The sequence below is a fragment of the Phenylobacterium sp. GW821-FHT12F10 genome (genome assembly GCF_058806695.1).
Genome location: NZ_JBXAPY010000001.1, coordinates 967,501 through 989,825, shown reverse-complemented (window position 1 = coordinate 989,825; position 22,325 = coordinate 967,501). Strand labels below are relative to the sequence as shown.

Genomic DNA, 22,325 nt, shown 5'->3' with positions numbered 1-22,325 from the left:
CCTGCGGATTTGAAAAGTTTTTCTACAGCGCGGCGTCCAGCAGGGATTTGTCCGCGTCCCGAGCGTTGCGGCAGCCGGTCAGCACCATGGCCGTGGCCAGCTCGCTCTTCAGGGTTCCCAGCATGCGGGCGACCATCTTCTCGCCGCCGGCGCCGAGCGCATAGGCCCAGGCCCGGCCGACGAAGCAGGCCTTGGCGCCGAGCGCCAGCGCCTTGAGCACGTCGAGACCCGAGCGCACCCCGCCGTCCAGATAGACCTCCAGGTCGCTCCCGACGGCGTCCACCACCGCCGGCAGGGCCGAGATCGAGGAGCGCACGCCGTCGAGCTGCCGCCCGCCATGGTTCGACACCACAAGGCCTTGCGCGCCGGCCGAGCGGGCGTCGCGGGCGTCCTGCGGGTCCAGGATCCCCTTGATGACGATGGGGCCGTCCCAGGTCTTGCGAACCCAGTCGAGGTCGGCCCAGGTCACCGAGCGGTCGAAGTTGCGCGCGATCCAGCTCAGGAAGTCGGTGACCGAGCCCGCCTTGGGCACCGCGCCGGCGACGCTGCCCAGACTGTGGGGGCGGCCGTGCAGCCAGACGTCCCACAGCCAGCCGGGATGGGTCACCCCCTGCCAGGCGGTGTTCAGCGCGCCGGAGACGCCGCTCGATCCGGTGAAGCCCGACCGGACATCACGATAGCGCGAGCCCGGCAGCGGCAGGTCGACGGTGAAGACCAGGACCGGGCAGCCCGCCGCCTTGGCGCGCGCCAGGAGCTCCGCCATGTAGCCGCGGTCCTTGAGCATATAGAGCTGGAACCAGGGGGCGGTCCCCGAGGCGGCCACCTCCTCCACCGAACAGACCCCGACGGTGGACAGGCAGAAGGGCACCCCCGCGGCGGCGGCGGCCTTGGCGGCCTGGACCTCGCCCCGGCGTCCGTACATCCCGGCCATGCCCACCGGCGACAGGCCCAGCGGCATGGACAGTTTCTGGCCCAGGGTCTCGATGCTCATGTCCAGCTGGCTCATGTCGCGCATGACCCGCTGGCGCAGGGCCAGCGCCTCGATGTCGGCGACGTTCCGCCCCAGGGTGACCTCGGCATAGGAGCCGCCGTCGATATATTCGAAGAACATCTTGGGCAGGCGGCGGCGCGCCAGTTCGCGATAGTCGGAGACCGAAGCCGGGGTCATGGCCGCCCTTCCCGTGGATGCTGCGATCCTTCGTAGGGCGCGGCGCGGCCCTTTACAAATGTTCTACTTTTGTTCTAGCGTGACGGTATGCAGATTCGTCTCGCCCTCCCGTCAGACCTGCCCCCCACGCGCGATCGCCTGCGCACGGTGTTCGGCCCCCAGCGGCCCGAGCACCGGATGGATCCGGTCTCCCAGCTCATCAAGGCCATGCTGGGCGCCCGCACCTATGACGAGGTGACCTGGGCGGCCTTCGTCAGGCTGCGGTCGGCTTATCCGGACTGGTCGGCCCTGGTGCATGCGACCCAGCAGGACCTCGAGCCCCTGATCGATCCGGTGACCTTCGCCGACCAGAAGGCCCGCCAGCTGCCGATCCTGGTCCGGGTGATCCTGCTCAAGCGCGGCGAGCTCAGCCTCGACTTCCTGGCCGCCGAGCCGGTGGACGAAGCCCTGGCCTGGCTGATGCGCCTGCCCGGCGTGGGGGTTAAGGCCGCCGCCGCGGTGCTGAACTTCTCCACCCTCAACCAGCGAGCCTTGGTGGTGGACACCCACGTCCACCGGGTGGCGCGGCGCCTGGGTCTCACCGGCCGCGGCGGCGACCTGCGGGAGGCCTATGACAGCCTGATGGACCAGGTCCCCGCTGACTGGGGCCCCGAACAGGTCTTCGAGCTGCACTGGCTGCTCAAGCCCCACGGCCAGTCCATCTGCACCCACTTCGACCCCGCCTGCGGCCTCTGCGCCCTGAAGGACGCCTGCCCCCGGGTGGGCGTGGCCGGGGATCAGGAAAGCCGGGTCATCGCCTTCGACGCCTAGCAACCGCTCCGGCGGCTGCGCGCTCAATCCTCATGGACAGGATCGGCACGGCGGGATGGAGCATTCCCCGCACCTCGGCGGAACACTTCCCAACCGAAGGGACCGGGCTGGAGCGCTACGCCGCCGTCCTGCCGGCGGTCGAGATCAACACCACCTTCTACCGGCCGCACAAGGCCGCCATCTTCGAGCGTTGGGCCGCGGCCACGCCGGCGGATTTCCGGTTCGCGGTGAAGGCGCCCAGGACCATCACCCACGAGCGGCGGCTGACGGACGCCGAGGACCTGGCGCGCGCCTTCCTCGAGCAGGTTTCGCCGCTGGGCGACAAGCTCGGACCGGTGCTGATCCAGCTTCCCCCCAGCCTGGCCTTCACCCCGGAGGCGGCGGCCTTCGTGGCGCTATGGCCTCGGCTGCACGATGACCTGACCGCGCTCGAGGCGCGGCACGCCACCTGGTTCACCGAAGATGTCTCGAGCCGGCTGGCCGCCGCCCGCATCGCCCGCGTCGCGGCCGACCCCGCCGTGGTCCCGCAGGCCGCCCGGCCCGGCGGCTGGCCCGGCCTGACCTATATTCGCCTGCACGGGTCGCCGCGCATGTACTCGTCGCCCTACTCCGCCGAGCAGATCGCCGCCGTCGCCCGGACCCTCGCGGCGCGCCCGCCCGGGACCGAGGGCTGGTGCATCTTCGACAACACCATGCACGGGGCCGCGGCGGCCAACGCCCTGGCCTTGATGGCGCTATGAGACGCCGACATTCGCGGTTGGGCTTTCGCCCGGCGCGGCGCATCTGCTATGGGCGCGCCTGCGCCGTTGGAGCCGGGCGCGAGCCGGGCTAGTTTCGGCGTGAGACACCGCCTTGCGGATTCTGAGGAGCTATTGATGACCGTCCAACGTCCCTGGGCCCTGATGCGCCACCACGCCGGCTGGGCTGATGTCTTCCACATCGACAGCGAGAGCACGGACTCCATCACCGGCTTCTATCCCGACCGCGAGACGGTGGGCCCGCCGGTGACCTACAGCGTGCGCGCCATCCTCGCCCGTTTCGAGACCATGGAAGCCGCCCGCGCCGCCCGCGAGGGCGCGGTGCTGGAATGGCGCAAGCACGACGCCGCGGTCCGCGACGCCGAGGCCACCCTGCGCGAGGCCGAAAAGGCTCGCGAGGACGCCTGGCTCAAGTGCCTGAAGGGCGCGGCGGCCTAAGCCCCCCGGCGGCGCGGTTGCGGGTTCCGCGCCGCGCCCCTACATCCCGCGCAAGCTTGGCCGGGAGCAAAGACATGTTCGATCATCTGTCGGTGGGCGTCCGCGACCTTGTCGCCGCGCGCCGCTTCTACGACGCCTTCTTCGCCCCGCTGGGCTGCGCCAACACCTGGGCGGCCGAGGCCGAGCTGGCCTACGGTCCCGGCCAGAGCCGGCAGTTCTATCTCTATCCGGTGGACGGATCCCAGGTGGCGGGTCTGGGAACCCACATCGCCTTCTCCGCCGGCAGCCGCCAGGCGGTGGACCAGGCCTATGAGGCGGCCCTGGCCCAGGGCGCCCGCGCGGTCCGGCCCGCGGGCGCGCACCCCGATATCGCGCCCGACTACTACGGCGCGGTCCTGCTCGATCCCGACGGCAACAAGCTCGAGATCGTCGCCGACACCATGCACTGAGGCCTTTACAGCTTCGGCAGCTTCAGCCCGCGGGCGATGAGCCAGGCGACGCCCACGGCGATCACCACCCCCAGCACGAAGCGCCAGGCCGGGGCGAACTTGAGGGTCGGGGCCGGGCCGATGAACCGGCGCTTGCCGGTGATCATGGCGGTCACCAGGTTCTGCCGCTTCCACAGGGCGTAGAAGGCGATGGCCGCCAGGTGCAGGACCACCAGGCCCTGCAGCGCCCGGAAGCTCAGCTCGTGCCATTCCGAGGCCAGGCGGCCGGTGTCGAAGTCCACCATGTAGGACAGCGGCCCGGAATTGATCCCGTCGATGTCGGTGGCGAACAGGCCCAGGCCGGCCTGGACGATCATCACCAGCAGCAGGGCCACGACGCTGACCGCCCCCACGGGGCTATGGCCCACCATGTCGGCGGCCGTGCGCTTGCCCATGGTCTTGAGGTAGCCGACCGTGGCGCCCGGCCCCTTCACGAACTGGGAGAACCGCGCGGTCTCCCCGCCCGCGAAGCCCCAATAGAGCCGAAACACCAGCAGGCCGATCACCCCGTAGCCGGCGAGCGTATGGATCTGCATCTGCTGGCCGCCGCTCAGCCAGGCGGTGAGGATCAGCACCACCAGGGACCAGTGGGTGATCCGGGTCGGCAGGTCCCAGAGCTTGGTCGGCGCCGCGGGCGTCTCGCTCATGAGCGCTTAGGACTTCACGCGGAAGGGCGTGTGGCAGGTCCCGCAGGCGCCGCCGGTGGCCTTCACCTGGGCCTTGATGGCGTCGATATTGCCGCCCTTGGCGATGGTCTCCAGCTTCGCGGCCTCCACCTGCAGGCCCTTGGCGGCGGCGGCGAACTTGGCCGGGTCGGTCCAGATTTCGGGCTTGGCGGCGGTCTTGAAGCCGGCCTCGGGACCGCTGCCCTTCGGGAACCACTTGGGGATGTGGTGCGACCAATCCTTCACGATCTTGGCCTGGGCGGCGATCAGCTTGGCGTCGGGGGCGTCGGTCTTGAGGTTGTCGTTGATGGTCTTGAAGGCGCCGCCCATGGCCTTCAGGCCCTTCTGGCGCTCGGCGATCACCTTCTCGGCCGACACCGCGGCCACAGCCGCTCCGCTCACCGCGGCCAGGCTCAGCGCGACGCCGAGGACGAGGCCCAGCGGGCGCTTGGTGTGACGTGCCGACATGGGGAGACCTCTTCGAAGCTGAAAACCTGAGCCGCGACATTGCAGGGCGTCCCGACGCGGCGTCAATCGCGGGTTGGTTTCAGAAGGGCGCCGCTTTGTCGCCGCCCTGAAATGATCAGCGGGCCGCGCTCTTGACGGGCGCCCCGTCGCGGCCGGCCTCGGCGATCAGGGCGCCGCAGGCCGCGTCCTTGGCCAGGCCTGGATCGACGAAGGGCAGCAGCACCGCCAGGGGGTTGATCACCCCGGCCAGGACCGCGGCGACCCCACCCTGGGTGATGACCCGGCCGGTCTCGATGCCGACCTTGGGGGCGAGGATCGGCCCCTTGACGGTGATCGGCGACAGCAGGCGCACCAGTCGAAGCTCCTTGGAGTGCCCCTGGATGCGGAAATCGAGCCGCTCGGTGTCCAGGTTCAGCGTCCCCCGCCCCGTGGCCAGGACCGGCTTGGTGTCGAAGACGATGCGGTCGGCGGTCAGCACGCCGCCCTTGGCCTGGAAATGGGCCACGCCGCAGCGGATCGGCACGGCGCTCTGGTCCTTGGCGTACAGCAGGCCCAGGCCCTTGGTGACATTGATCCCCAGCAGCTCGGCGAAGGCCTGGCGAATCTCGCCGCCCGGCACCACCGCCAGCACCTCGCCGTCGGCGTTGGCCGCCGCACGGTGCACCGAATTGCCCGTCCCCTTCAGCTTGATGCGGCCGACGAAGCTGCCGGTCAGGGGCTGACCCTTGATGGGGATGAGCTGTTCGAGCCGGGCGTTGGAGAAGCGGACATCGACGTCGGTCACCGGCACGGCGCCGCGGGCGTTCAGGTGCGCCTGGCCGGCGATCTTGCCCTGCGGCAGGTCCAGCATCAGCGGATTGGCGCTCAGCAGGCCATGATCCAGCTTCACGGTCACGTCGCCGCCACGCAGGGGCACCACCGCGTCATGGATCGAGGTCGCCCGATAGCGCACGTCGGCGTCGAGGGAGCGGATGCGCTCGACGTTCAGGGTGGAGTCCGGCAGCAGGCGGCGCTGGGCGGCCATCTGCTGGCCCATGGCCTTCTGCTCGGCCGACACCGTCTCGCCGGCCTTGCGCGAGGGCACGCCGCCGAAGATCGCCGCCAGGTCGTCGAAGTCCAGGCTGCGGGTCCGCAGGTCGGCCTTCAGATAGGGCCGATCCTCGCCGGTCTGGACCGAGATGGAGCCGGCGAGGTCGCTGTCGCCCACCCGGCCGCCCAGGCCGTCGATCCGGTAGAGATGCTCGTCCCGCGACAGCCGGCCGCTCAGGCGATAGGGCGGCGTGTTGGGCAGCGCCACGCCGGTCAGGTCGTAGAGGTCGGCCAGGTCCGGGCCCTGGGCGGTGGTGTTCATGTAGAACTGGCCCAGGTCGAAGGGCTTGGGGATCGCGCCCTTGGCGGTCACCCGGGTCGCGCCGGAGCGGATGTCGGCGTCGAAGGGATAGGGCTTGTCCGGGTCGACATTGAGCAGGGGGCCGCCCTGCACCCGCAGCAGGAACCGGTTTCCGTTCAGCGATCCGTCGCCGCTCAGCAGGAAGCCGCGGCCGGCCTGGCCCATCTTCTCGGTGGCGTTCACCTCGCCGTTCAGCACCAGGCGCCGCTTCTGGTCGACGATCCGCAGATGGCCGTCATTGATCACGAAGCGCCGGATCGGCGGCAGGCGGAAGGGGGTCTTGCTCTTCTTGCCGTTGGAGAAATCCCAGGTCGCCCGGCCCTGGCGGTCGCGCAGCAGGTTCACCTTCGGCTGGTCGAGCTGCAGGTTGAGCAGCACCAGTTGCCCCCGCAACAGGGGCAGAAGCTTGACCTTCAGGTCGAGCCTGGCGATCTCGGCCGTCTGGCCGGGACCGGCCCACTTGGGGTTGCCGATACGGATTCCTTCCGCCCTGGCGGTGGGCTGCCAGGAGAAGGCGTGGACCTTGAGGTCCCCCGCCAGCACGATCTCGCGGCCGGTCCGCGCCGAGGCGAAACGGCCGATGGGGCCGCGCAGATAGTTCCAGTCGAACAGGATCAGGAAGAGGGCGATGGCGACCACCAGGACGCCGACGATCCCGCCGGTCCAGGCCAGCGTCCGGTTGCTGGGGCGCTTGAACCGGGTCTCGCGCAGCCGGGTCCGCGCCCGGTCCCAGGTTGGACGCATCGCGCCGCGGGCCCGCCGCAGGCCTGCCGCGGCCCTGTCCCGGGCGCGGATGAGGCCCGTGCGGGCGCGGTGATGGATCGGTTCGGCTGACAAGGTCTGGAGGCTCCGCGTCTCGCCAGAACGCCTCAGCGGCCAAAGGGGTCCGTCAGTGGCGGACGCCCCGCCCCCAGAAGGCCGTCACCGCCGTCCGCGCGATGATCGACAGGTCCATCCAGGTGGAGCGGCGCGCCAGGTACTCGGCGTCCAGCCGCGCCTTGTCGGGGATCGGCAGCTCGTCGCGGCCATTGACCTGGGCCCAGCCGGTGAGGCCCGGACGCAGGACCTCGACCCCGGCCTGGGTGCGCAGGCCCACTAGGTCGTCCTGGTTGAACAGGGCCGGCCGGGGCCCGACGAGGCTCATGTCCCCCACCAGCACGCTCCAGAGCTGGGGCAGTTCATCCAGGCTGGTGCGGCGCATGAAGCGCCCGAGGGGGGTGATCCAGCTCTCCGGATCGGGCAGCAGGTGGGTGGCCACGTCCGGCGCGCCGGTGCGCATGCTGCGGAACTTGGGCATGGCGAAGATCTTGTTGAACCGCCCCACCCGCCGCGACCAGTGCAGGGCCGGGCCGGGGGACTCCAGCCGCACCGCGACCGCCAGCATCAGCAGGACGGGCGACAGGACGATCAGTCCCGCCACGGCGCCCAGGATGTCCAGCCCTCGCTTCAGCACGTCGCGGCCCCCTCGCCGTCTCCGGCGCTGGGATCAGCCATAATGCGCCGCGCGTCGCCGCGCTACGCCTTCGGCGCGGCCTTGGGCTTGGCGGCCACGGGCTTGGGCGTCGCCGGCTCGGGCGCGGCTTCCAGAACAGGCGCCGCCCCGGCCGCGGCTTCCACCGGCGGCGGAGGCGTGTCGAGGGGGTTGGGGGCCGGCTCGGGCGCGGGGGTCGGCGCGGGATCGGGATCGACGACGCCACCGGCCTCCAGCACCGGCTCCACCACCTCGGCAGCCTCCAGCACCGGCTCGACGAAGGCCTCCACCAGGATGGCGGCCTCCTCCAGGGGATGGGCGTCGGCGGCTGGCGCCGACAGCAGGGCTTCCAGGTTCACCGGCCGCATCCAGCGGGTCATCCACCAATAGGCGACGCCGGCCGAGGCCGCGCCCGCGAACATGAACCACAGGGGCGAGGCCGCGCCGATCGGCACGTGAAGCGCCGCGGTCGGGGTGACGGACTCGTTCGGCTTAAGCTCGATCATGGAACGTCTCCGGAGTTGAATTGTGCGATGCAACATATCATACGCCCGCCCTTCGCAACCGCAAAATGACGTTACGACAACACCGACACTCGACCCTGGCCCTTCTCGCCGAGGGTCTGGGCGGTCCAGCGGCAGATTTCCTCCAGCGGCGCGGCCAGGTCGGCCGGGGCGCGGGCGATCATCAGGGCGCAGCCGTTCATCTTCATCGGGTCGCTCAGCGGCCGCATGCGGGTCTCGGCCACCAGCAGCGGACCCGCCCCGGCATCCTGCGCCTCATTGAGGAAACTGTCGAAGGTCTGCAGGTCCTTGATGGGCAGCCAGATCATCACCACCGCCTCGCGGTTGCGCCGGGTCACCGCCTTCAGGGTGGCGACGATGCGGGCATAGTCGTCGGCCTTCTCGAAGGGCGGATCGATCAGGACCAGGACCGCGCCCCTGGCCGGGCAGCGGGCGATGGCGGTATCGTAGCCGTCGGCGCACAGGGTCTCGATCCCGTTACGGCCCTTCAGCGCCTGCCGCAGGGCCGCATGCTCCTCGCCGCGCAGCTCGCAAGCGATATAGAGGTCCTTCTTGCGCAGGGTGTCGGCGATCAGCCGCGGCGAGCCCGGATACAGCTTGGTGGGACCGCCATTGTTGAGCTTGGTCACCGCCGCCCGCAGGGGGGCGAAGCCGGCGGGCAGGTCGGCGGCCTTCATCAGCTGGCCGATCCCGGCCTGGGCCTCGCCGGAACGCTGCGCCTCACTGCCCGACAGGTCGTAGAGCCCGCGCCCGGCATGGGTGTCGATGACGGTCAGCGGCCCGGCGCTCTTGGTGAGCGCCGCCATCAGCCGCAGCAGGCCGGCGTGCTTGACCAGGTCGGCGAAATTCCCGGCGTGGAAGGCGTGGCGATAGTTCACGGCTCTTGCGTCTCCCGTCCGACTTAGGAACCCCGCGCGCCGGCCTCACGTTGACCGGCCACAGGGGGCGTACCTGCCACGTCCCCGGCCAATTCCAAAGGCGACAGATGGCCAGAGACACCGCGGACCTCAGTCCTCCCGTCCCCGTGGGCCTGACCTACGTCAACGACGATGACGCGGGCATCACCCGGGTCACCACCAAGTCCGGCTTCGCCTACCGCGACCCGCAGGGCCGCGCCGTGAAGGACGCCGCGACGCTGGACCGCATCAAGGCCCTCGCCATCCCGCCCGCCTGGACCGAGGTCTGGATCTGCCCCTCCGCCCGCGGCCACATCCAGGTGACCGGACGCGACCAGAAGGGGCGCAAGCAGTACCGCTACCACGCCGAGTGGCGGCAGGACCGCGACGGGATCAAGTACGGCCGGGTCATCGCCTTCGGCCGCGCCCTGCCGCGGCTGCGCCGGCGGGTGGCCGCCGATCTCGCCCGCCGCGGCCTGCCCCGGGAGAAGGTGCTGGCCGCCGTGGTGGCGGTGATGGAGATCACCCTGATCCGGGTGGGCAACGAGGAGTATGCCCGCGCCAACAAGAGCTTCGGGCTCACCACCCTGCGCGACCGGCACGCCAGGATCACCGGGACCGGCGCGGTGTTCGAGTTCCGCGGCAAGAGCGGCAAGGTCCACCAGACCGGCTTCCGCGACCGCCGGCTGGCCCGCATCGTCAAGGCCTGCCAGGACATCCCCGGCCAGCGCCTGTTCCAGTACATCGACGAGGCCGGGCAGCGCCGGGCGGTGGAGAGCGCCGACGTCAACGCCTATATTCGCCAGGCCCTCGGGGACGACTTCTCGGCCAAGGATTTCCGCACCTGGGCCGGCACCCTGGCGGCGGCCCGCGCCTTGGTGGCCCATCCGCCGGCGGCCAGCGCCGCCGAGGCTCGGCGCAATGTCGCGGCCTCGGTCAAGGCGGTGGCGACCCTGCTCGGCAACACCGCGGCGGTCTGCAAGGGCTCCTACATCCATCCCCTGGTGCTGGAATCCTATGAGCGCGGGGTCCTGCCCCTGAAGGGGTCCGGCGCGCCGCGCGCCTTCGAGCTCTCGGTTCTGAAGTTCCTGGAGGCCGCCCGCGACGCCGCGTCCTGAGGTTTCGAAACGCAGGTACGGGCTGCTAGGCGCCCCCGCGTCATCCCAGCTAAGGTCTCCCAAACAGACCCAGGGAGGGCTAGATGCTCGAGACCAAACTGCGCTTCGGCGCCTTCATCGCGCCCTTCCATCCGCTGGACGAGAACCCGACCCTGGCCATCCAGCGCGACCTGGAGCTGGTCCAGCACATGGACAATCTGGGCTACGAGGAGGCCTGGATCGGCGAGCACCACTCCGCCGCCTATGAGCTGATCGCCTCGCCCGAGGTGTTCATCGCCGCCGCGGCCGAGCGCACCAAACACATCCGGCTGGGCACCGGGGTCTCCTCCCTACCCTACCACCACCCCATGATGCTGGCCGACCGCATCAACCAGCTCGACCACATGACCCGCGGCCGGGTGATGTTCGGGGCCGGCCCCGGCGCGCTGTCCTCCGACGCCTTCATGATGGGCATCCCGGTGGCCAAGCAGCGCGACCGCATGGACGAGGCCCTCGACGTCCTGGTGCGCCTGCTGCGCGGCGAGGAGGTCAGCCACGAGAGCGACTGGTTCACCCTGGTCAACGCCCGCCTGCAGATGACCCCCTATTCGCGGCCCTCGGTGGAGATCGCCGTGGCCAGCCAGGTCTCGCCCACCGGGGCGCGGGCGGCCGGCAAGCACGGCCTTGGCCTGCTCTCCCTGGGCGCCACCACCACGGCCGGGTTCAACGCGCTCGCCGCCAACTGGGGCATCGCGGAGGACATCGCCAAGGCCAGCGGCCAGACGATGGACCGCAACGCCTGGCGGCTGGTGGGCCAGATGCACATCGCCGAGACCAAGGACAAGGCCATCGAACAGGTGCGCTTCGGCCTGGAGAAGTGGATCTATTACTTCCGCGAGATCGCCAACCTGCCCATGGTCCCCGACGACTTCGCCGGCGACCCCGTCGAGGCCTATCTGGCCCTCGGCTCGGCCGTGGTGGGCACCCCGGACGAGGCTATCGCCCGCATCGAGCAGCTGCAGGAAGAGAGTGGCGGCTTCGGCTGCTATCTGATGATGGCCCACAACTGGGCCAATTGGGAGAACACCAAGCGCTCCTACGAGATGATCGCCCGCTACGTGGTCCCGCACTTCCAGCAGCTCAACGTCAACCGCAAGGCCTCCATGGACTGGGTGCGCGAGAACAAGACCGAGTTCACCAGCCAGACCCGCGCCGCGGTCGGCGCCCGCATCGTCTCCCACATGATGGAGAAGGGCGCCGAGAACATCAGCCCGCAGATCGTGGCCCTGATCACCGGCGCCGGGGCGGGCGAGGCGCCCAAGAAGGACTGAGCGCGCGCCGCCGGAGCGCCGAGCCCGGCGCCTGGAGCTCCACCGCCGGTGTCGCCGTTGCGGCGTCGCCGGTGTTGGGGGTTCCGGCCGGATCGATCAGTAGCAGCTTCATCGTGGCGTTCTCGCCAAGCCGCCGTCGACGCTGATCACCGCCGTCGGTCGAGGTCGCGGATATCCGCGGCGACCTCGGACAGGTTGTTGTTCAGTTGATGGTCGCGGCCCGGGAGCCTGCGCACCACCGCCTGCGGGATCGCCTTTGCATAGAGGTCGACGTGGCTGGCCGGCGTCGTCTCGTCCGCGTCCCCCTGATAGAGATAGACGGGCGCGGGCAAGTTGGCGCCGAGGTCCGGCTTCGGCTTGATATCGTCGCTGGGCCAGCCGCCCGGTCCGACAAACGGCGCCGAAACCAGGAAGATCGCGGACGGCGACCGCGCGGCCAGGCCATCGGCAAGGCTATGGACCAGGACGGTCGCGCCGATCGAATGGCCCACCAGGACGGCGCCCGCCTCCAGCCTGCCCAGCTCCTCGCCCAGCGCCGCCCTCCAGGCCGCGAACTGCGGATCCTCCTCGTTCGGCATGCGCGGATAGCGGACCTCGTAGCCGGGGCCCAGGGCCCGCGTCAGACTGTCCACCAGCTTGATGTCCCAGGCGTCGTACGCGCCTTCCCCGCCACCCTGGACGAACAGAATCTGCCGGGTCATGGCGGTCGCCTCAGTAGCTCAGCTTCGGATACCAGTCGGCGCCACGTCCCTCTGGCGTGAGGTCCAGGATCGACCAGAGAGCCGCGATGTCCGGCGCGTCGCGCGGGTCCTGGCCGGGATCGGCCATCTCGTCCGTCATCTCGCTGGCCCAGAACAGTCGCACCCGATCGCCGTCGCGCTTGAACACGACGATCGCCGCACCCTCGCCGCCGTCATCGCCAAGAATGCCCAGGTCGCGGGGGTAGTCGTCGCCGACCGTCTGCACGAAATCCAGGTCGCGCCAGCCGCGCTCCAGGCCGAAGGCGGCCTGCCGGGGGACGGAGCTTCGGCTCAGCACCTTGAGCGCCACGCGCTGCTTGATGTCGGGCGCAGTTCCAGCCCGGTGGTCAGATTGTCCAAGTGATCCGTCCTAGCCAAGCTGGCGAAGTCGCGCCAGCCGCCCTAGCTTGACCTTGAAAGGAGCGTCCCATGGACCTTGCCGCCTATCTCGACCGCATCGGCTATGCCGGGACGCCCCGGGTGGATCTCGAGACCCTGCGCGCGATCCACCGCGCCCACCTGCTGGCCATTCCCTATGAGAACCTGGACGTTCAGCTCAAGGCGCCGGGCGACGTGACCGTCGCCCACGCCTTCGACAAGCTGGTCACCCGCCGGCGCGGAGGCTGGTGCTACGAGATGAACGGCGTCCTGGGCTGGGCCCTGTCGGAGATCGGCTTTGCGGTCACCCGCCTGTCCGGCGCCGTCGCCCGGATGGAGCGCGGCGAGGCGAGCCACGGCAATCACCTGGTCCTGCGGGTGGATCTCGACCAGCCCTATATCGCCGACGTCGGTTTCGGCGACGGGGTGCTGGAGCCCATCCCGCTGGCCGCCAGCGATCACAGGGTGGCGGGCTACGACTTCAAGCTGGAGCAGGTCGACGCCGACTGGTGGCGGCTGCACAACCATGCCCTGGGCGGCGCGCCCTATTTCGACTTCACCCTGGAGACGGCGCGGGAGGAGACCCTGGCCGCCACCTGCCAGTGGCTGCGCACCGCCCCGGAGTCGGTCTTCACCCAGTTCCCCATCGTCCAGCGGCATACGCCGGACGGCCTGGTGATCATCCTGGGGCGCACCCTGCGCCGCGTCCGGCCGGGCGAGCGGACCCAGACCCTGATCGAGTCCGCCGATCAGTTCGGCGAGATCCTGACCGGCGAGTTCGGTCTCGATGTCCCGCAGATGGCCGCCCTGTGGCCCGCCATCTGCGCCAAGCACGAAGAGCTGTTCGGCGAGACCGCCGATTAGCGCCGCAGGGAGAAGCCGATCCGGAAGGTCTGGGGCGCCGCGAAGCTCTCGGTCCCATCGCCGGTCTCCCCCACCTCGATGCGCGCGTCGGTGAGGTTCTCGGCGGCCAGATAGACCTCGCTGTCGGGGGTGAGCCGCCAGGCCGCCCGGGCGTCGACACCCGCCGAGGCCGCCAGCCTGCGGCTGTTGAGATCGTCCTCGAACCGTTCGCTCTCGAAGCGCAGGTTCGCCGACAGGGTCAGCCGCTCCGAGGCCTTCCAGTCGGCGCCGGCCGTGACCGTATATTCCGGAGTCTGGGCCGGGCGTTTGCCGGTGAGCTGAGGCGCGGCGGTTCCGCCGTCCACCTCCGCCTTGGTCGCCGACAGGGCCCCGTTCAGGCTCAGGTCCCCGAAGCTGCGGGAGATATCGGCCTCCAGGCCCCAGGCCTCGATCTGGCCGGCGTTGCGCCGCTGGCGCAGCACCCCGCCCGCCGGGATGAAGCCCGCCACCGGGAAGGTCCCCGGGCCCGCGCCCACCGTCACATTGGTGATGGGATCGGCCAGGCGGTTGTAGAAGACCGTGGCGCTCCAGCGGGTCTCTCCGTCCCCGCCGAGCCCCAGTTCCACGCCGTAGAGCGTCTCGGGCGTCAGGGTCGGATTGGCCTCGGTCACGTCATTGCCCACCCGGAAGGGGCGGTGCAGCTCGTTCAGGGTCGGGGCGCGGAAGCCGGCATAGGCCGCCGCCCTCAGCCAGCTGTCGTCTCCCAGCCGCCGGCGCGCCCCGAACCGCGCCGTCGGCGTCGTGCCCGAGGTGTCGGGGGAGGTCTGGTTCAGGGTCACCGCCCCGGTGGCCAGGTCCCGCTCGCGGCGGACCGCGTCCGCCTGGCGCCAGGCGTCGATCCTGGCGCCGCCGGTGATCAGCCAGTCGCCGCGGTCGAGAACGCCCTCGGCATAGACCCCGCCCACAGCCGTGGTCCCGCCGGACTCCCGGCCCCGGGTGAAGGCGCCGCTCAGATAGCGGAACCGCTCATAGGCGTGGCCGTCGGCGAAGCGGACATCGCCGCCCACCTCCCAAGAGAAGGCCTCGCCCCGTCCCTGCCAGGCGGCGTTGAAGCCGTAGCCCAGGGCGGGCGTCGAATACTGGTCGCTGGCGGGCGTGGTGGAGACCCGCCCCGCCGCCACCGCCGCCGAGCTGTTGGCCAGGTCGCTGGACCGCGCCCAGGCCTGCAGCCGCCAGCCGCCGCCATCGACGATCTTCGCCACCGTCAGGGCCGCCGAGCCGCCGCTGGCGGTGGAGTTGGCGCCCTTCAGGCCCGCCCCGCGCTGCTCCTCATAGACTCCCAGCCGCAGGGCGCCGACGACGCCATCGCGCTCGCCCTGGACCCGCACCGCGAAGGCGCCGGAGTCGAGCGTCGTGGGCGTGTCCGCCGCCCCACGCCCGCCGCGCACCGGCACATAGCCGTCGGAGGTCTCGGCGCTCGCGGTGACCAGCAGACCCGTCGCGCCCATGGCTACAGCCGCCCGCGCGCCGCCCCGCTGGGCGACGGAGAGGTCCAGGGCCGAGACGCCCTCGCCGCTCCCGCGCTCCTCCAGGGCGATGACCCCGGTCAGTGCCCCGGCCCCATAGGCGCCGGCGCCGGCCCCGCGCACGATGGTGACGCTTTCCAGGCCTTCCGGCGGCAGGGCCGACCAGATCACCCAGCCCCCGAAGGGATCGTTCTGCGGCGCCCCGTCCAGGGTCACCAGGGCCCGGCCCGCCCCCGACGGCGCGACGCCGCGCAGGGAGATGCCCTGGATGGTGGGATTGGCCGCGTCGCTGCCGGTCCGCCGGAACAGCGACACGCCGGGCGCCCGCTTGAGGGCCACGTCCAGCCGCGGCGCGGTCTTCAGATCCTCCGCGCTCAGCTGCTGGACGGCGAACACCGCCTCCCCGCCCAGCGCCGGCAGGCGCGGCGGATGGACGATGAGCACTTCGACTTCGGGCGGGGGCGGAGCAATCGGCATGGGCGATGGTCTAGGGGCAAAGCGGCGCCGTGTCAGCCGTGACGCGGCGGAGGGAGAATTCGAGGCTGGGGCTGGTGCGGACTAGAGGGGGCGGTTAGTAGGGTTCACACGCTGCGCCTGCGTTCTTGCCGGCCTGCAACTTCTGGGACAGCTCTGAACATGGCGACGATGAACGGTCCGATTTACATGAACGGACCCATGTTTCCCGCAATCACGCCTAGCACCATGTTCTTCAGCGTCATCGATCAGCAGCACATTAGCTATCGTGCCAATCCCTACACCGTCGCCTTCAATGTCGAGGGCACGGGTTTTGGCGGCGCCGATCAGATGGGGTTCCCCAAGTACGGCTATGTCCACGGCTTCTATTACGAAGGCTTCGACAGGCCGGGCGGTTTGATGGTCTCCGATATCTCGACGCCACTTTCGGTGCTCTGGCAGCAGTTGCCGACCATCACCGGTCAGCAGTTCGCCGACGCCTATCTCACGGGCTCCGACACCGTGCTGGGCGGCGGCGGCCCTCTCGGCGACTACATCATGACCGGTGACGGAGCCGACAGCATATGGGGCTATCCCGGATCCGACACTGTCTTCGGCCAGGCCGGCAATGACACCATCTGGGCCGGCGACGGCCTGGACTACGTCCGCGGGGACGATGGCGACGACAGCCTGACGGGCGGCGCAGACTTCGATGACCTAAATGGAAACAAGGGAGACGACACGGTCCGTGGCTACGACGGCGATGACTGGGTCGTCGGTGGGCAGGGGAATGACTGGCTCTACGGCGAGGTCGGAGACGACGTGGTCTACGGCAACCTTGGCGCCGACACCCAGGATGGCGGTGTCGGTCGCGACTGGGTGCGCGGCGGCCAGGGCAACGACAGTCTGTCGGGCGGCGCGGGCGACGATTGGATGTCCGGCGATTTGGGCGATGACACCCTCAGCGGCGGTTCGGGCGCGGACACCTTCCACACCTGGGGCGGCGCAGGCATCGACAGGGTGATCGATTTCAACCCTTCTCAGGGCGACCGTGTACAGCTCGACGCCGGGACAGGCGCGGTCGCCAAGCAGGTGGGCGCAGACGTGGTGATCGACATGGATGGCGGCGGAAAGATGATCCTTGTGGGCGTCTCCATGGCGAGCCTCACCGACGGCTGGGTGTTCGCCGCATAAGCCCCGGCGCCCCACCCACAGGCTTAACGGGTTCCATCACATCCGGTCATAAAACCGTGGCTGGACTTGCCGGTCCGCAGCGCCCAAACCCCGCCCCGTTGGGGGAAACTGGAGACGCAAGCCATGCTGGACCTGTCCCTGCCGCCCTCCGTCACCGTCAGCCCGACCCTGGTCGGGGTCTCCGTCCTCACCGATGACGGGATCACCGTCCAGATCAGCCTGCCGCGCCCGCGCGGCCTGCACGACCTGCCCGAGGCCGAGGTGGCCGCCCGCGCCAAGCGCCTGGCCCAGGCCGCCCTGATCACCGCTTTCGAAAGCCTGGAAGGCGCCTGAGCGCAGCTCTCCCGGGCAACCCTTAGGGGTGCCGTCCCGGCTTCCGCGCTACGCGGAAGACCGGGACCCAGACACGCGGGGCTTGCCGGACGGATCGGTGTCTATGGGTCCCGCACGTCCGCGGCTTGGCCGCTGCATGCGGGATGACGCGGAGGGGGAAGCGCCGACCCTCGCCAGCCGCATGTCCCCTTCGCCTAGCCCTCGGTGTCGATGGCTGCCTGCATGGCGGGGGAATAGCGCGGCCCCGCCACGGTCTGGGGGTTCACCAGGGCCTCGACCCTGGCCATGACGTCCGCCGACAGCCTGATCGCCGCCGCGCCGGCGTTCTCCATCATGTGGTCGGGATTGGTGGTGCCGGGAATGGGGACGATGGTCTCGTCCTTGGCCAGCAGCCAGGCCAGGCAGAGCTGGGCCGGCGTGCAGCCCGCCTCCCGCGCCAGGGCGGTGAAGGACGCCAGCAGCTTCAGGTTGGCGGCGAAGGCCTCCCCCTGGAAGCGGGGCATGCCCAGGCGCATGTCGCCTTCCTGGAAGGCCGCCGGGTCCGAGGCGCCGCCGGCCAGGAACCCGCGGGCCACCGGGCTGAAGGCCACGAAGGTGACCCCCAGGTCCTTGCAGGCCTGCAGCACCGCGATCTCCGGGTTGCGGGTCCAGGGGGAATATTCGGTCTGCAGGGCGGTGATCGGGTGGACGGCGTGGGCGCGGCGCAGGGTGTCGGCCGACACTTCCGACAGGCCGATGGTCTTGATCTTGCCCTCGGCCACCAGCTCGGCCAGGGCGCCGACGCTGTCCTCGATGGGCACGCGCTTGTCCCAGCGGTGCAGGTAGTAGAGGTCGATGACGTCGGTCTTCAACCGCTTCAGGCTGCCCTCGCAGGTGGCCTTCAGCACGTCGGGATGACCGTTCAGCTCGCGCTTGTCGCCATTGGTCAGACCGCACTTCGAGGCCAGGACGTAGTCGCCGCGCCGGTCGCCCAGCACCTCGCCGATCAGGGTCTCGTTGTGGCCCACGCCGTAGACGGCGGCGGTGTCGAGGAAGGTGTAGCCGGCGTCCAGCGCCCCCTTCAGCACCCGCTCGGCCCGCTCGCGCGGCGCCGGGGGACCGTAGCCGTGCGACAGGCTCATGCAGCCGAGGCCGATGGCGGAGACCTCGAACGGGCCGAGCTTACGTGTCTGCATCTGGGGGCTCCGGGCGCGAGGATGCGCGCGAGCCTTTTGGAGCCTGCGGCTCGCCTTCGTCAATCGCGCCCGAGGGCCTTACGGATTGACGTTCAGCTTGATGCGGATCCGGCCCGCCTGGGCCATGGAGACCGGAACGTGGATGTCGGCGGCCAGCTTCAGGGCCGTGGCGGCCCCGGGGTTGGTGGCGGGGTCGGCGTCGACCACCTTGCACTCCGTCAACGACACGCCGCTCACCAGGCACTCGACGATATAGGCGTTGGCGGCCAGGGCCGGGGCGGCGGCTTCGGCGGCCGGGGCGCTGGACGGCGACGAAAGGGCGGCGGTCAGAGCCAGAACTTGAAGCAACATGGGACCTCGGCGAGCACGAGAGGTTAATGAAGTGTGAAGAGCCGCCGAACGCAAGTGTTTCATTTCGGCGTCTTCCCCCCGCCCCGCCGCAACCGTCGTGCCGCGCGCGGGCCCGGACGCCTCGGGCGCCCTCCTTTTGGGCGGCGGCGCCTGCCCATATCGCACCGCAATATTCCCCATATTGCGTCGCACCATTGTCACTTGCGGCCAGCCGAATCCACGCGCTAAGTCGGTCTCAGGCGGGACGCTTGAGCCATCGAGAAGCTCAGCGCCGGCCTGAGGAACGCCGGGAGGCGGTTGAACCCCAACCCCTTTCCGGGACGAAGAACATGATGAAACTGATGACCCTGGCCGCCCTGGCCACCCTCGCCCTGGCTCCGGCCGCCAACGCCGCCGAAAGCGTCCGCGTCTCCGTGGTCGGCAAGTCCAGCGACCAGATCCACGCCGACATCGTCGCGGCCGCCAAGAAGGTGTGCGCCAAGGCGACCACCAGCGAGACCCTCTTCCTCGACGCCTATGGCCGCTGCGTGAAGGGCTCGGTCAACAGCGCCCTCGAGCAGCTGGGCGCCTCCGAGGTGGCCCAGATGCAGGCCACGCGCGTCGCCCAGCGCTAAGCGAACCTCCCAGATCCAACGGGGAAAGGGGTCGGCCGAACGCCGGCCCCTTTTTCGTGGTCGGGCCTCAAGGCGTCAGGCCTTGGGCGGATAGGGCGAGCCGTCCCTGTGCTTGTAGCCCGGCTCGGGCCCCGCGATCATGTCGATGTCGGGATAGGTGCAGACGTCCTGCGGGTCGGCGTTGCCCACCTCCAGCACCTTGGCCGGCCGGTCCGTGCGGTTGACCAGGTGGTGTCCGTCGGCCACGCCGCGTTTGAAGGCCGCGCAGTCGCCCGCCCGCAGGATCTCCTCGCCGGCGTCGGTGACCAGGGTGAGTTCGCCCTCCACGACCCAGACGAACTCGTCCTCGAGGGTGTGCCAATGGCGCTGGCTGGACCAGGCGCCGGGCTCGATCACCGTCAGGTTCACCCCGAACAGGGTCAGGCCGCTCTCGCGCGCCAGCCTCTGATAGGTCTGGCCCTCGCACGGGGCGTCGAAGGGCGTGGGATAGCTGCTGCCGCGGCCCACGGGGATGGCGGAGAGGTCGATTTTGGGCATGATCGAGGGCCAATTCTGCTGCGCTTCAAGTATTCGCAAGCTTAGATTTGGGCTGTTTCGAAGCCAGCGCAACGGCCCAAACGCAAAAAACCCCGCGTGAGCGGGGCTTTCCGAGTTCTTGGGTGCGGGGACAGGATTTGAACCTGTGACCTTCAGGTTATGAGCCTGACGAGCTACCGGGCTGCTCCACCCCGCGGCAAAGCTAGAAATCGTAATTTGAAGGGTTATTGGACATATCCGTTTGGTAGACCTGGCGGCGACCTACTCTCCCGTGCCTTAAGACAAAGTACCATCGGCCCAGAGAGGCTTAACGACCGAGTTCGGAATGGGATCGGGTGGGGACCTCTCGGCAAAACCACCAGGTCAACGAAACGGATATTTGAGAAGACATCACTGCTGAAAGCGCGATTTCTGAAGCGCATTCATGAATTTCACTAAGAACGATCAAGCCGATCGAGCGATTAGTACCAGTAAGCTGCATGCCTCGCGGCACTTCCACACCTGGCCTATCAACGTGGTGGTCTACCACGGCTCTCGGCGAAACCTTGTTTTGAGGTTAGTTTCCCGCTTAGATGCTTTCAGCGGTTATCTATTCCATACTTAGCTACCCTGCTGCGCGGCTGGCGCCACGACAGGTCCACCAGAGGTATGTCCATCCCGGTCCTCTCGTACTAGGGACAGATCCTCTCAAGTTTCGTACACCCACGGCAGATAGGGACCAAACTGTCTCACGACGTTCTGAACCCAGCTCACGTACCACTTTAATCGGCGAACAGCCGAACCCTTGGGACCTGCTCCAGCCCCAGGATGTGATGAGCCGACATCGAGGTGCCAAACTTTGCCGTCGCTGTGGACGCTTGGGCAAAATCAGCCTGTTATCCCTAGAGTACCTTTTATTCGTTGAGCGATGGCCCTTCCACGCAGAACCACCGGATCACTATGGCCGACTTTCGTCTCTGCTCGACTTGTCAGTCTCGCAGTCAGGCGGGCTTATGCCATTGCACTCATCGAGCGATTTCCGACCGCTCTGAGCCCACCATCGCGCGCCTCCGTTACACTTTGGGAGGCGACCGCCCCAGTCAAACTGCCCGCCACGCCATGTCCCGAACCCGGATAACGGGCTGCGGTTAGACGTCAGCGACAACAAGGGTGGTATTTCAAGGTTGGCTCCACCGAGACTGGCGCCCCGGTTTCATAGCCTCCCACCTATCCTACACATGTTGCCGCTAACGCCAAGGCGAAGCTGCAGTAAAGGTTCATAGGGTCTTTCCGTCTGACCGCGGGAACCCCGCATCTTCACGGGGAATTCAATTTCACTGAGCCTATGCTGGAGACAGTGGGGAAGTCGTTACGCCATTCGTGCAGGTCGGAACTTACCCGACAAGGAATTTCGCTACCTTAGGACCGTTATAGTTACGGCCGCCGTTTACCGGGGCTTCAATTCGCAGCTCTCACCGCTCCTTTTAACCTTCCGGCACCGGGCAGGCGTCAGACCCTATACGTCGCCTTGCGGCTTCGCAGAGCCCTGTGTTTTTGATAAACAGTCGCTACCCCCTGGCCTGTGCCACTCTACAAAGGTTGCCCTAAGCAGAGTCACGCTTATCCCGAAGTTACGCGTGCAATTTGCCGAGTTCCTTCAGCATAGTTCTCTCAAGCGCCTTGGTATACTCTACCTGTCCACCTGTGTCGGTTTAGGGTACGGTCTCCGTTGGAGTTATTTCCAGGAACCCCTTCACTGCCAGGAACAATCCATTAAGCCCTGACAATTTACGGGATTCGTCACTTCCAACTGGCTCAGGAATATTCACCTGATTCCCATCGACTACGCCTTTCGGCCTCGCCTTAGGGGCCGGCTAACCCTGCGCAGATTAGCTTTACGCAGGAACCCTTGGACTTTCGGCGAGAGTGTTTCTCACACTCTTTGTCGTTACTCATGTCAGCATTCTCACTTCCGATACCTCCAGCAAGGCTCACGCCTTACCTTCACAGGCTTACGGAACGCTCCGCTACCGCTTGCAGTAAACTGCAAACCCATACCTTCGGTGAGTGGCTTTAGCCCCGTTACATTTTCCGCGCAGGATCGCTTGACCAGTGAGCTGTTACGCTTTCTTTAAATGATGGCTGCTTCTAAGCCAACATCCTGGTTGTCAAAGCAATCCCACATCGTTTCCCACTTAGCCACTACTTGGGGACCTTAGATGATGGTTAGGGTTGTTTCCCTCTTCACGACGGACGTTAGCACCCGCCGTGTGTCTGCCGGATAGTTCTCTTGGGTATTCGGAGTTTGGTTAGAATTGGTAGATCTCGCGACCCCCGCATCCATCCAGTGCTCTACCCCCCAAGGAATTCGTCCGACGCACTACCTAAATAGTTTTCGCGGAGAACCAGCTATGTCCAGGTTTGATTGGCCTTTCACCCCTATCCACAAGTCATCCCAGAATTTTTCAACATTCACGGGTTCGGTCCTCCAGCTGGTGTTACCCAGCCTTCAACCTGCTCATGGATAGATCACCTGGTTTCGGGTCGTCATGCGACGTACTTATTCGCCCTATTCAGACTCGCTTTCGCTGCGCCTACACCTAACGGCTTAAGCTTGCACGGCACATGAAGTCGCTGACCCATTATACAAAAGGTACGCCGTCACCACGCGAGGTGGCTCCGACTGCTTGTAGGCTTC

22 protein-coding genes, 1 tRNA gene, 2 rRNA genes and 1 pseudogene (1 of these 26 running past the window's edge) are annotated in these 22,325 nt (G+C 68.3%); 10 read left to right on the top strand and 16 right to left on the bottom strand.

Annotated elements, in window-relative coordinates:
* Nucleotides 1-22: 22 nt before the first annotated feature.
* Entirely contained in the window at nucleotides 23-1,168 is a 1,146-nt protein-coding gene (locus AC1RN5_RS04990; protein WP_493040134.1) for an L-lactate dehydrogenase, read from the bottom strand.
* A gap of 87 nt (nucleotides 1,169-1,255) precedes the next feature.
* On the opposite strand from AC1RN5_RS04990, the gene AC1RN5_RS04985 reads away from it, so the two are divergent.
* The 4 genes from AC1RN5_RS04985 (at nucleotide 1,256) to AC1RN5_RS04970 (ending at nucleotide 3,623) form a co-directional block, all read left to right on the top strand.
* Nucleotides 1,256-1,978, top strand: a complete 723-nt coding sequence (locus AC1RN5_RS04985) for an endonuclease III domain-containing protein (protein ID WP_493040133.1) — start codon at nucleotides 1,256-1,258, stop codon at nucleotides 1,976-1,978.
* Between the two features lie 32 nt (nucleotides 1,979-2,010).
* Complete coding sequence (locus AC1RN5_RS04980) at nucleotides 2,011-2,718, top strand: DUF72 domain-containing protein (RefSeq protein ID WP_493040132.1); 708 nt, start codon at nucleotides 2,011-2,013, stop codon at nucleotides 2,716-2,718.
* A gap of 135 nt (nucleotides 2,719-2,853) precedes the next feature.
* Nucleotides 2,854-3,174, top strand: a complete 321-nt coding sequence (locus AC1RN5_RS04975; RefSeq protein ID WP_304698961.1) for a hypothetical protein — start codon at nucleotides 2,854-2,856, stop codon at nucleotides 3,172-3,174.
* A 74-nt stretch (nucleotides 3,175-3,248) separates the two neighbouring features.
* Nucleotides 3,249-3,623 carry a VOC family protein gene (locus tag AC1RN5_RS04970; protein ID WP_493040131.1) on the top strand — a complete coding sequence of 125 codons (375 nt, stop codon included), beginning with the start codon at nucleotides 3,249-3,251 and terminating at the stop codon, nucleotides 3,621-3,623.
* Nucleotides 3,624-3,628: 5 nt separating this feature from the next.
* Here AC1RN5_RS04970 and AC1RN5_RS04965 read toward each other — a convergent pair whose 3' ends face one another.
* The 6 genes from AC1RN5_RS04965 to rlmJ all read right to left on the bottom strand — a co-directional run bounded on the left by AC1RN5_RS04965 (nucleotide 3,629) and on the right by rlmJ (nucleotide 9,058).
* The gene (locus tag AC1RN5_RS04965) at nucleotides 3,629-4,309 is read right to left on the bottom strand and encodes a cytochrome b/b6 domain-containing protein (protein ID WP_493040130.1); all 681 of its coding nucleotides are present in this window, start codon (nucleotides 4,307-4,309) and stop codon (nucleotides 3,629-3,631) included.
* A 6-nt stretch (nucleotides 4,310-4,315) separates the two neighbouring features.
* Entirely contained in the window at nucleotides 4,316-4,795 is a 480-nt protein-coding gene (locus tag AC1RN5_RS04960; protein ID WP_304698965.1) for a c-type cytochrome, read from the bottom strand.
* Between the two features lie 115 nt (nucleotides 4,796-4,910).
* Nucleotides 4,911-7,022 carry an AsmA family protein gene (locus AC1RN5_RS04955; protein ID WP_493040129.1) on the bottom strand — a complete coding sequence of 704 codons (2,112 nt, stop codon included), beginning with the start codon at nucleotides 7,020-7,022 and terminating at the stop codon, nucleotides 4,911-4,913.
* 52 nt (nucleotides 7,023-7,074) lie between these two features.
* Nucleotides 7,075-7,638, bottom strand: a complete 564-nt coding sequence (locus AC1RN5_RS04950) for a sugar transferase (RefSeq protein ID WP_493040128.1) — start codon at nucleotides 7,636-7,638, stop codon at nucleotides 7,075-7,077.
* A 62-nt stretch (nucleotides 7,639-7,700) separates the two neighbouring features.
* Nucleotides 7,701-8,162 carry a hypothetical protein gene (locus AC1RN5_RS04945; protein ID WP_493040127.1) on the bottom strand — a complete coding sequence of 154 codons (462 nt, stop codon included), beginning with the start codon at nucleotides 8,160-8,162 and terminating at the stop codon, nucleotides 7,701-7,703.
* Nucleotides 8,163-8,233: 71 nt separating this feature from the next.
* A complete protein-coding gene (rlmJ, locus tag AC1RN5_RS04940) occupies nucleotides 8,234-9,058 on the bottom strand; it encodes a 23S rRNA (adenine(2030)-N(6))-methyltransferase RlmJ (RefSeq protein WP_493040126.1) in 825 nt (274 codons plus the stop codon).
* Between the two features lie 107 nt (nucleotides 9,059-9,165).
* Here rlmJ and AC1RN5_RS04935 point away from each other — a divergent pair, with 107 nt between their 5' ends.
* Together AC1RN5_RS04935 and AC1RN5_RS04930 are read left to right on the top strand one after the other, a co-directional pair.
* Entirely contained in the window at nucleotides 9,166-10,194 is a 1,029-nt protein-coding gene (locus AC1RN5_RS04935; RefSeq protein ID WP_493040125.1) for a DNA topoisomerase IB, read from the top strand.
* Nucleotides 10,195-10,277: 83 nt separating this feature from the next.
* Complete coding sequence (locus AC1RN5_RS04930; RefSeq protein WP_493040124.1) at nucleotides 10,278-11,504, top strand: LLM class flavin-dependent oxidoreductase; 1,227 nt, start codon at nucleotides 10,278-10,280, stop codon at nucleotides 11,502-11,504.
* Between the two features lie 146 nt (nucleotides 11,505-11,650).
* Here AC1RN5_RS04930 and AC1RN5_RS04925 read toward each other — a convergent pair whose 3' ends face one another.
* Both AC1RN5_RS04925 and AC1RN5_RS04920 read right to left on the bottom strand, forming a co-directional pair.
* The gene (locus tag AC1RN5_RS04925; protein WP_493040123.1) at nucleotides 11,651-12,205 is read right to left on the bottom strand and encodes an alpha/beta fold hydrolase; all 555 of its coding nucleotides are present in this window, start codon (nucleotides 12,203-12,205) and stop codon (nucleotides 11,651-11,653) included.
* 10 nt (nucleotides 12,206-12,215) lie between these two features.
* Nucleotides 12,216-12,581 (bottom strand): annotated as a pseudogene (locus AC1RN5_RS04920) (DUF899 family protein); the annotation flags it as partial.
* 92 nt (nucleotides 12,582-12,673) lie between these two features.
* Between AC1RN5_RS04920 and AC1RN5_RS04915 the strand changes: the two are divergent.
* The gene (locus tag AC1RN5_RS04915; RefSeq protein ID WP_493040122.1) at nucleotides 12,674-13,486 is read left to right on the top strand and encodes an arylamine N-acetyltransferase family protein; all 813 of its coding nucleotides are present in this window, start codon (nucleotides 12,674-12,676) and stop codon (nucleotides 13,484-13,486) included.
* On the opposite strand, the gene AC1RN5_RS04910 is transcribed toward AC1RN5_RS04915, so the two are convergent.
* Entirely contained in the window at nucleotides 13,483-15,468 is a 1,986-nt protein-coding gene (locus AC1RN5_RS04910; protein WP_493040121.1) for a TonB-dependent receptor, read from the bottom strand. The two genes, AC1RN5_RS04915 and AC1RN5_RS04910, sit on opposite strands and share 4 nt — an antisense overlap.
* Nucleotides 15,469-15,627: 159 nt before the next feature.
* On the opposite strand from AC1RN5_RS04910, the gene AC1RN5_RS04905 reads away from it, so the two are divergent.
* Both AC1RN5_RS04905 and AC1RN5_RS04900 read left to right on the top strand, forming a co-directional pair.
* The gene (locus AC1RN5_RS04905; RefSeq protein WP_493040120.1) at nucleotides 15,628-16,638 is read left to right on the top strand and encodes a calcium-binding protein; all 1,011 of its coding nucleotides are present in this window, start codon (nucleotides 15,628-15,630) and stop codon (nucleotides 16,636-16,638) included.
* A gap of 123 nt (nucleotides 16,639-16,761) precedes the next feature.
* Nucleotides 16,762-16,971, top strand: coding sequence for a hypothetical protein (locus AC1RN5_RS04900; protein ID WP_493040119.1), 210 nt, complete (start codon nucleotides 16,762-16,764; stop codon nucleotides 16,969-16,971).
* Between the two features lie 194 nt (nucleotides 16,972-17,165).
* Here the strand turns inward: AC1RN5_RS04900 and AC1RN5_RS04895 are convergent, their stop codons facing one another.
* Together AC1RN5_RS04895 and AC1RN5_RS04890 are read right to left on the bottom strand one after the other, a co-directional pair.
* Complete coding sequence (locus AC1RN5_RS04895) at nucleotides 17,166-18,146, bottom strand: aldo/keto reductase (protein ID WP_493040118.1); 981 nt, start codon at nucleotides 18,144-18,146, stop codon at nucleotides 17,166-17,168.
* Between the two features lie 78 nt (nucleotides 18,147-18,224).
* Complete coding sequence (locus tag AC1RN5_RS04890) at nucleotides 18,225-18,497, bottom strand: hypothetical protein (RefSeq protein ID WP_493040117.1); 273 nt, start codon at nucleotides 18,495-18,497, stop codon at nucleotides 18,225-18,227.
* A gap of 332 nt (nucleotides 18,498-18,829) precedes the next feature.
* On the opposite strand from AC1RN5_RS04890, the gene AC1RN5_RS04885 reads away from it, so the two are divergent.
* Complete coding sequence (locus tag AC1RN5_RS04885; RefSeq protein ID WP_493040116.1) at nucleotides 18,830-19,111, top strand: hypothetical protein; 282 nt, start codon at nucleotides 18,830-18,832, stop codon at nucleotides 19,109-19,111.
* Between the two features lie 75 nt (nucleotides 19,112-19,186).
* Here the strand turns inward: AC1RN5_RS04885 and AC1RN5_RS04880 are convergent, their stop codons facing one another.
* From AC1RN5_RS04880 to AC1RN5_RS04865, 4 genes are all read right to left on the bottom strand, one after another.
* Nucleotides 19,187-19,648, bottom strand: a complete 462-nt coding sequence (locus AC1RN5_RS04880; RefSeq protein WP_493040115.1) for a cupin domain-containing protein — start codon at nucleotides 19,646-19,648, stop codon at nucleotides 19,187-19,189.
* Nucleotides 19,649-19,767: 119 nt separating this feature from the next.
* A tRNA-Met gene (locus AC1RN5_RS04875) sits at nucleotides 19,768-19,844 on the bottom strand.
* Nucleotides 19,845-19,896: 52 nt separating this feature from the next.
* A 5S ribosomal RNA gene (gene rrf, locus AC1RN5_RS04870) occupies nucleotides 19,897-20,011 on the bottom strand.
* A 77-nt stretch (nucleotides 20,012-20,088) separates the two neighbouring features.
* Nucleotides 20,089-22,325, bottom strand: a 23S ribosomal RNA gene (locus tag AC1RN5_RS04865); it runs 556 nt beyond the window's last position.

Coding starts and splice junctions, on each gene's coding strand:
- AC1RN5_RS04975 (WP_304698961.1), top strand. CDS start 2,854: ATGACCGTCCAACGTCCCTGGGCCCTGATGCGCCACCACGCCGGCTGG.
- AC1RN5_RS04925 (WP_493040123.1), bottom strand. CDS start 12,205: ATGACCCGGCAGATTCTGTTCGTCCAGGGTGGCGGGGAAGGCGCGTAC.
- AC1RN5_RS04900 (WP_493040119.1), top strand. CDS start 16,762: ATGCTGGACCTGTCCCTGCCGCCCTCCGTCACCGTCAGCCCGACCCTG.
- AC1RN5_RS04915 (WP_493040122.1), top strand. CDS start 12,674: ATGGACCTTGCCGCCTATCTCGACCGCATCGGCTATGCCGGGACGCCC.
- AC1RN5_RS04945 (WP_493040127.1), bottom strand. CDS start 8,162: ATGATCGAGCTTAAGCCGAACGAGTCCGTCACCCCGACCGCGGCGCTT.
- AC1RN5_RS04895 (WP_493040118.1), bottom strand. CDS start 18,146: ATGCAGACACGTAAGCTCGGCCCGTTCGAGGTCTCCGCCATCGGCCTC.
- AC1RN5_RS04960 (WP_304698965.1), bottom strand. CDS start 4,795: ATGTCGGCACGTCACACCAAGCGCCCGCTGGGCCTCGTCCTCGGCGTC.
- AC1RN5_RS04980 (WP_493040132.1), top strand. CDS start 2,011: ATGGACAGGATCGGCACGGCGGGATGGAGCATTCCCCGCACCTCGGCG.
- AC1RN5_RS04905 (WP_493040120.1), top strand. CDS start 15,628: ATGGCGACGATGAACGGTCCGATTTACATGAACGGACCCATGTTTCCC.
- AC1RN5_RS04965 (WP_493040130.1), bottom strand. CDS start 4,309: ATGAGCGAGACGCCCGCGGCGCCGACCAAGCTCTGGGACCTGCCGACC.
- AC1RN5_RS04935 (WP_493040125.1), top strand. CDS start 9,166: ATGGCCAGAGACACCGCGGACCTCAGTCCTCCCGTCCCCGTGGGCCTG.
- AC1RN5_RS04910 (WP_493040121.1), bottom strand. CDS start 15,468: ATGCCGATTGCTCCGCCCCCGCCCGAAGTCGAAGTGCTCATCGTCCAT.
- AC1RN5_RS04985 (WP_493040133.1), top strand. CDS start 1,256: ATGCAGATTCGTCTCGCCCTCCCGTCAGACCTGCCCCCCACGCGCGAT.
- AC1RN5_RS04990 (WP_493040134.1), bottom strand. CDS start 1,168: ATGACCCCGGCTTCGGTCTCCGACTATCGCGAACTGGCGCGCCGCCGC.
- AC1RN5_RS04885 (WP_493040116.1), top strand. CDS start 18,830: ATGAAACTGATGACCCTGGCCGCCCTGGCCACCCTCGCCCTGGCTCCG.
- AC1RN5_RS04930 (WP_493040124.1), top strand. CDS start 10,278: ATGCTCGAGACCAAACTGCGCTTCGGCGCCTTCATCGCGCCCTTCCAT.
- AC1RN5_RS04970 (WP_493040131.1), top strand. CDS start 3,249: ATGTTCGATCATCTGTCGGTGGGCGTCCGCGACCTTGTCGCCGCGCGC.
- AC1RN5_RS04880 (WP_493040115.1), bottom strand. CDS start 19,648: ATGCCCAAAATCGACCTCTCCGCCATCCCCGTGGGCCGCGGCAGCAGC.
- AC1RN5_RS04890 (WP_493040117.1), bottom strand. CDS start 18,497: ATGTTGCTTCAAGTTCTGGCTCTGACCGCCGCCCTTTCGTCGCCGTCC.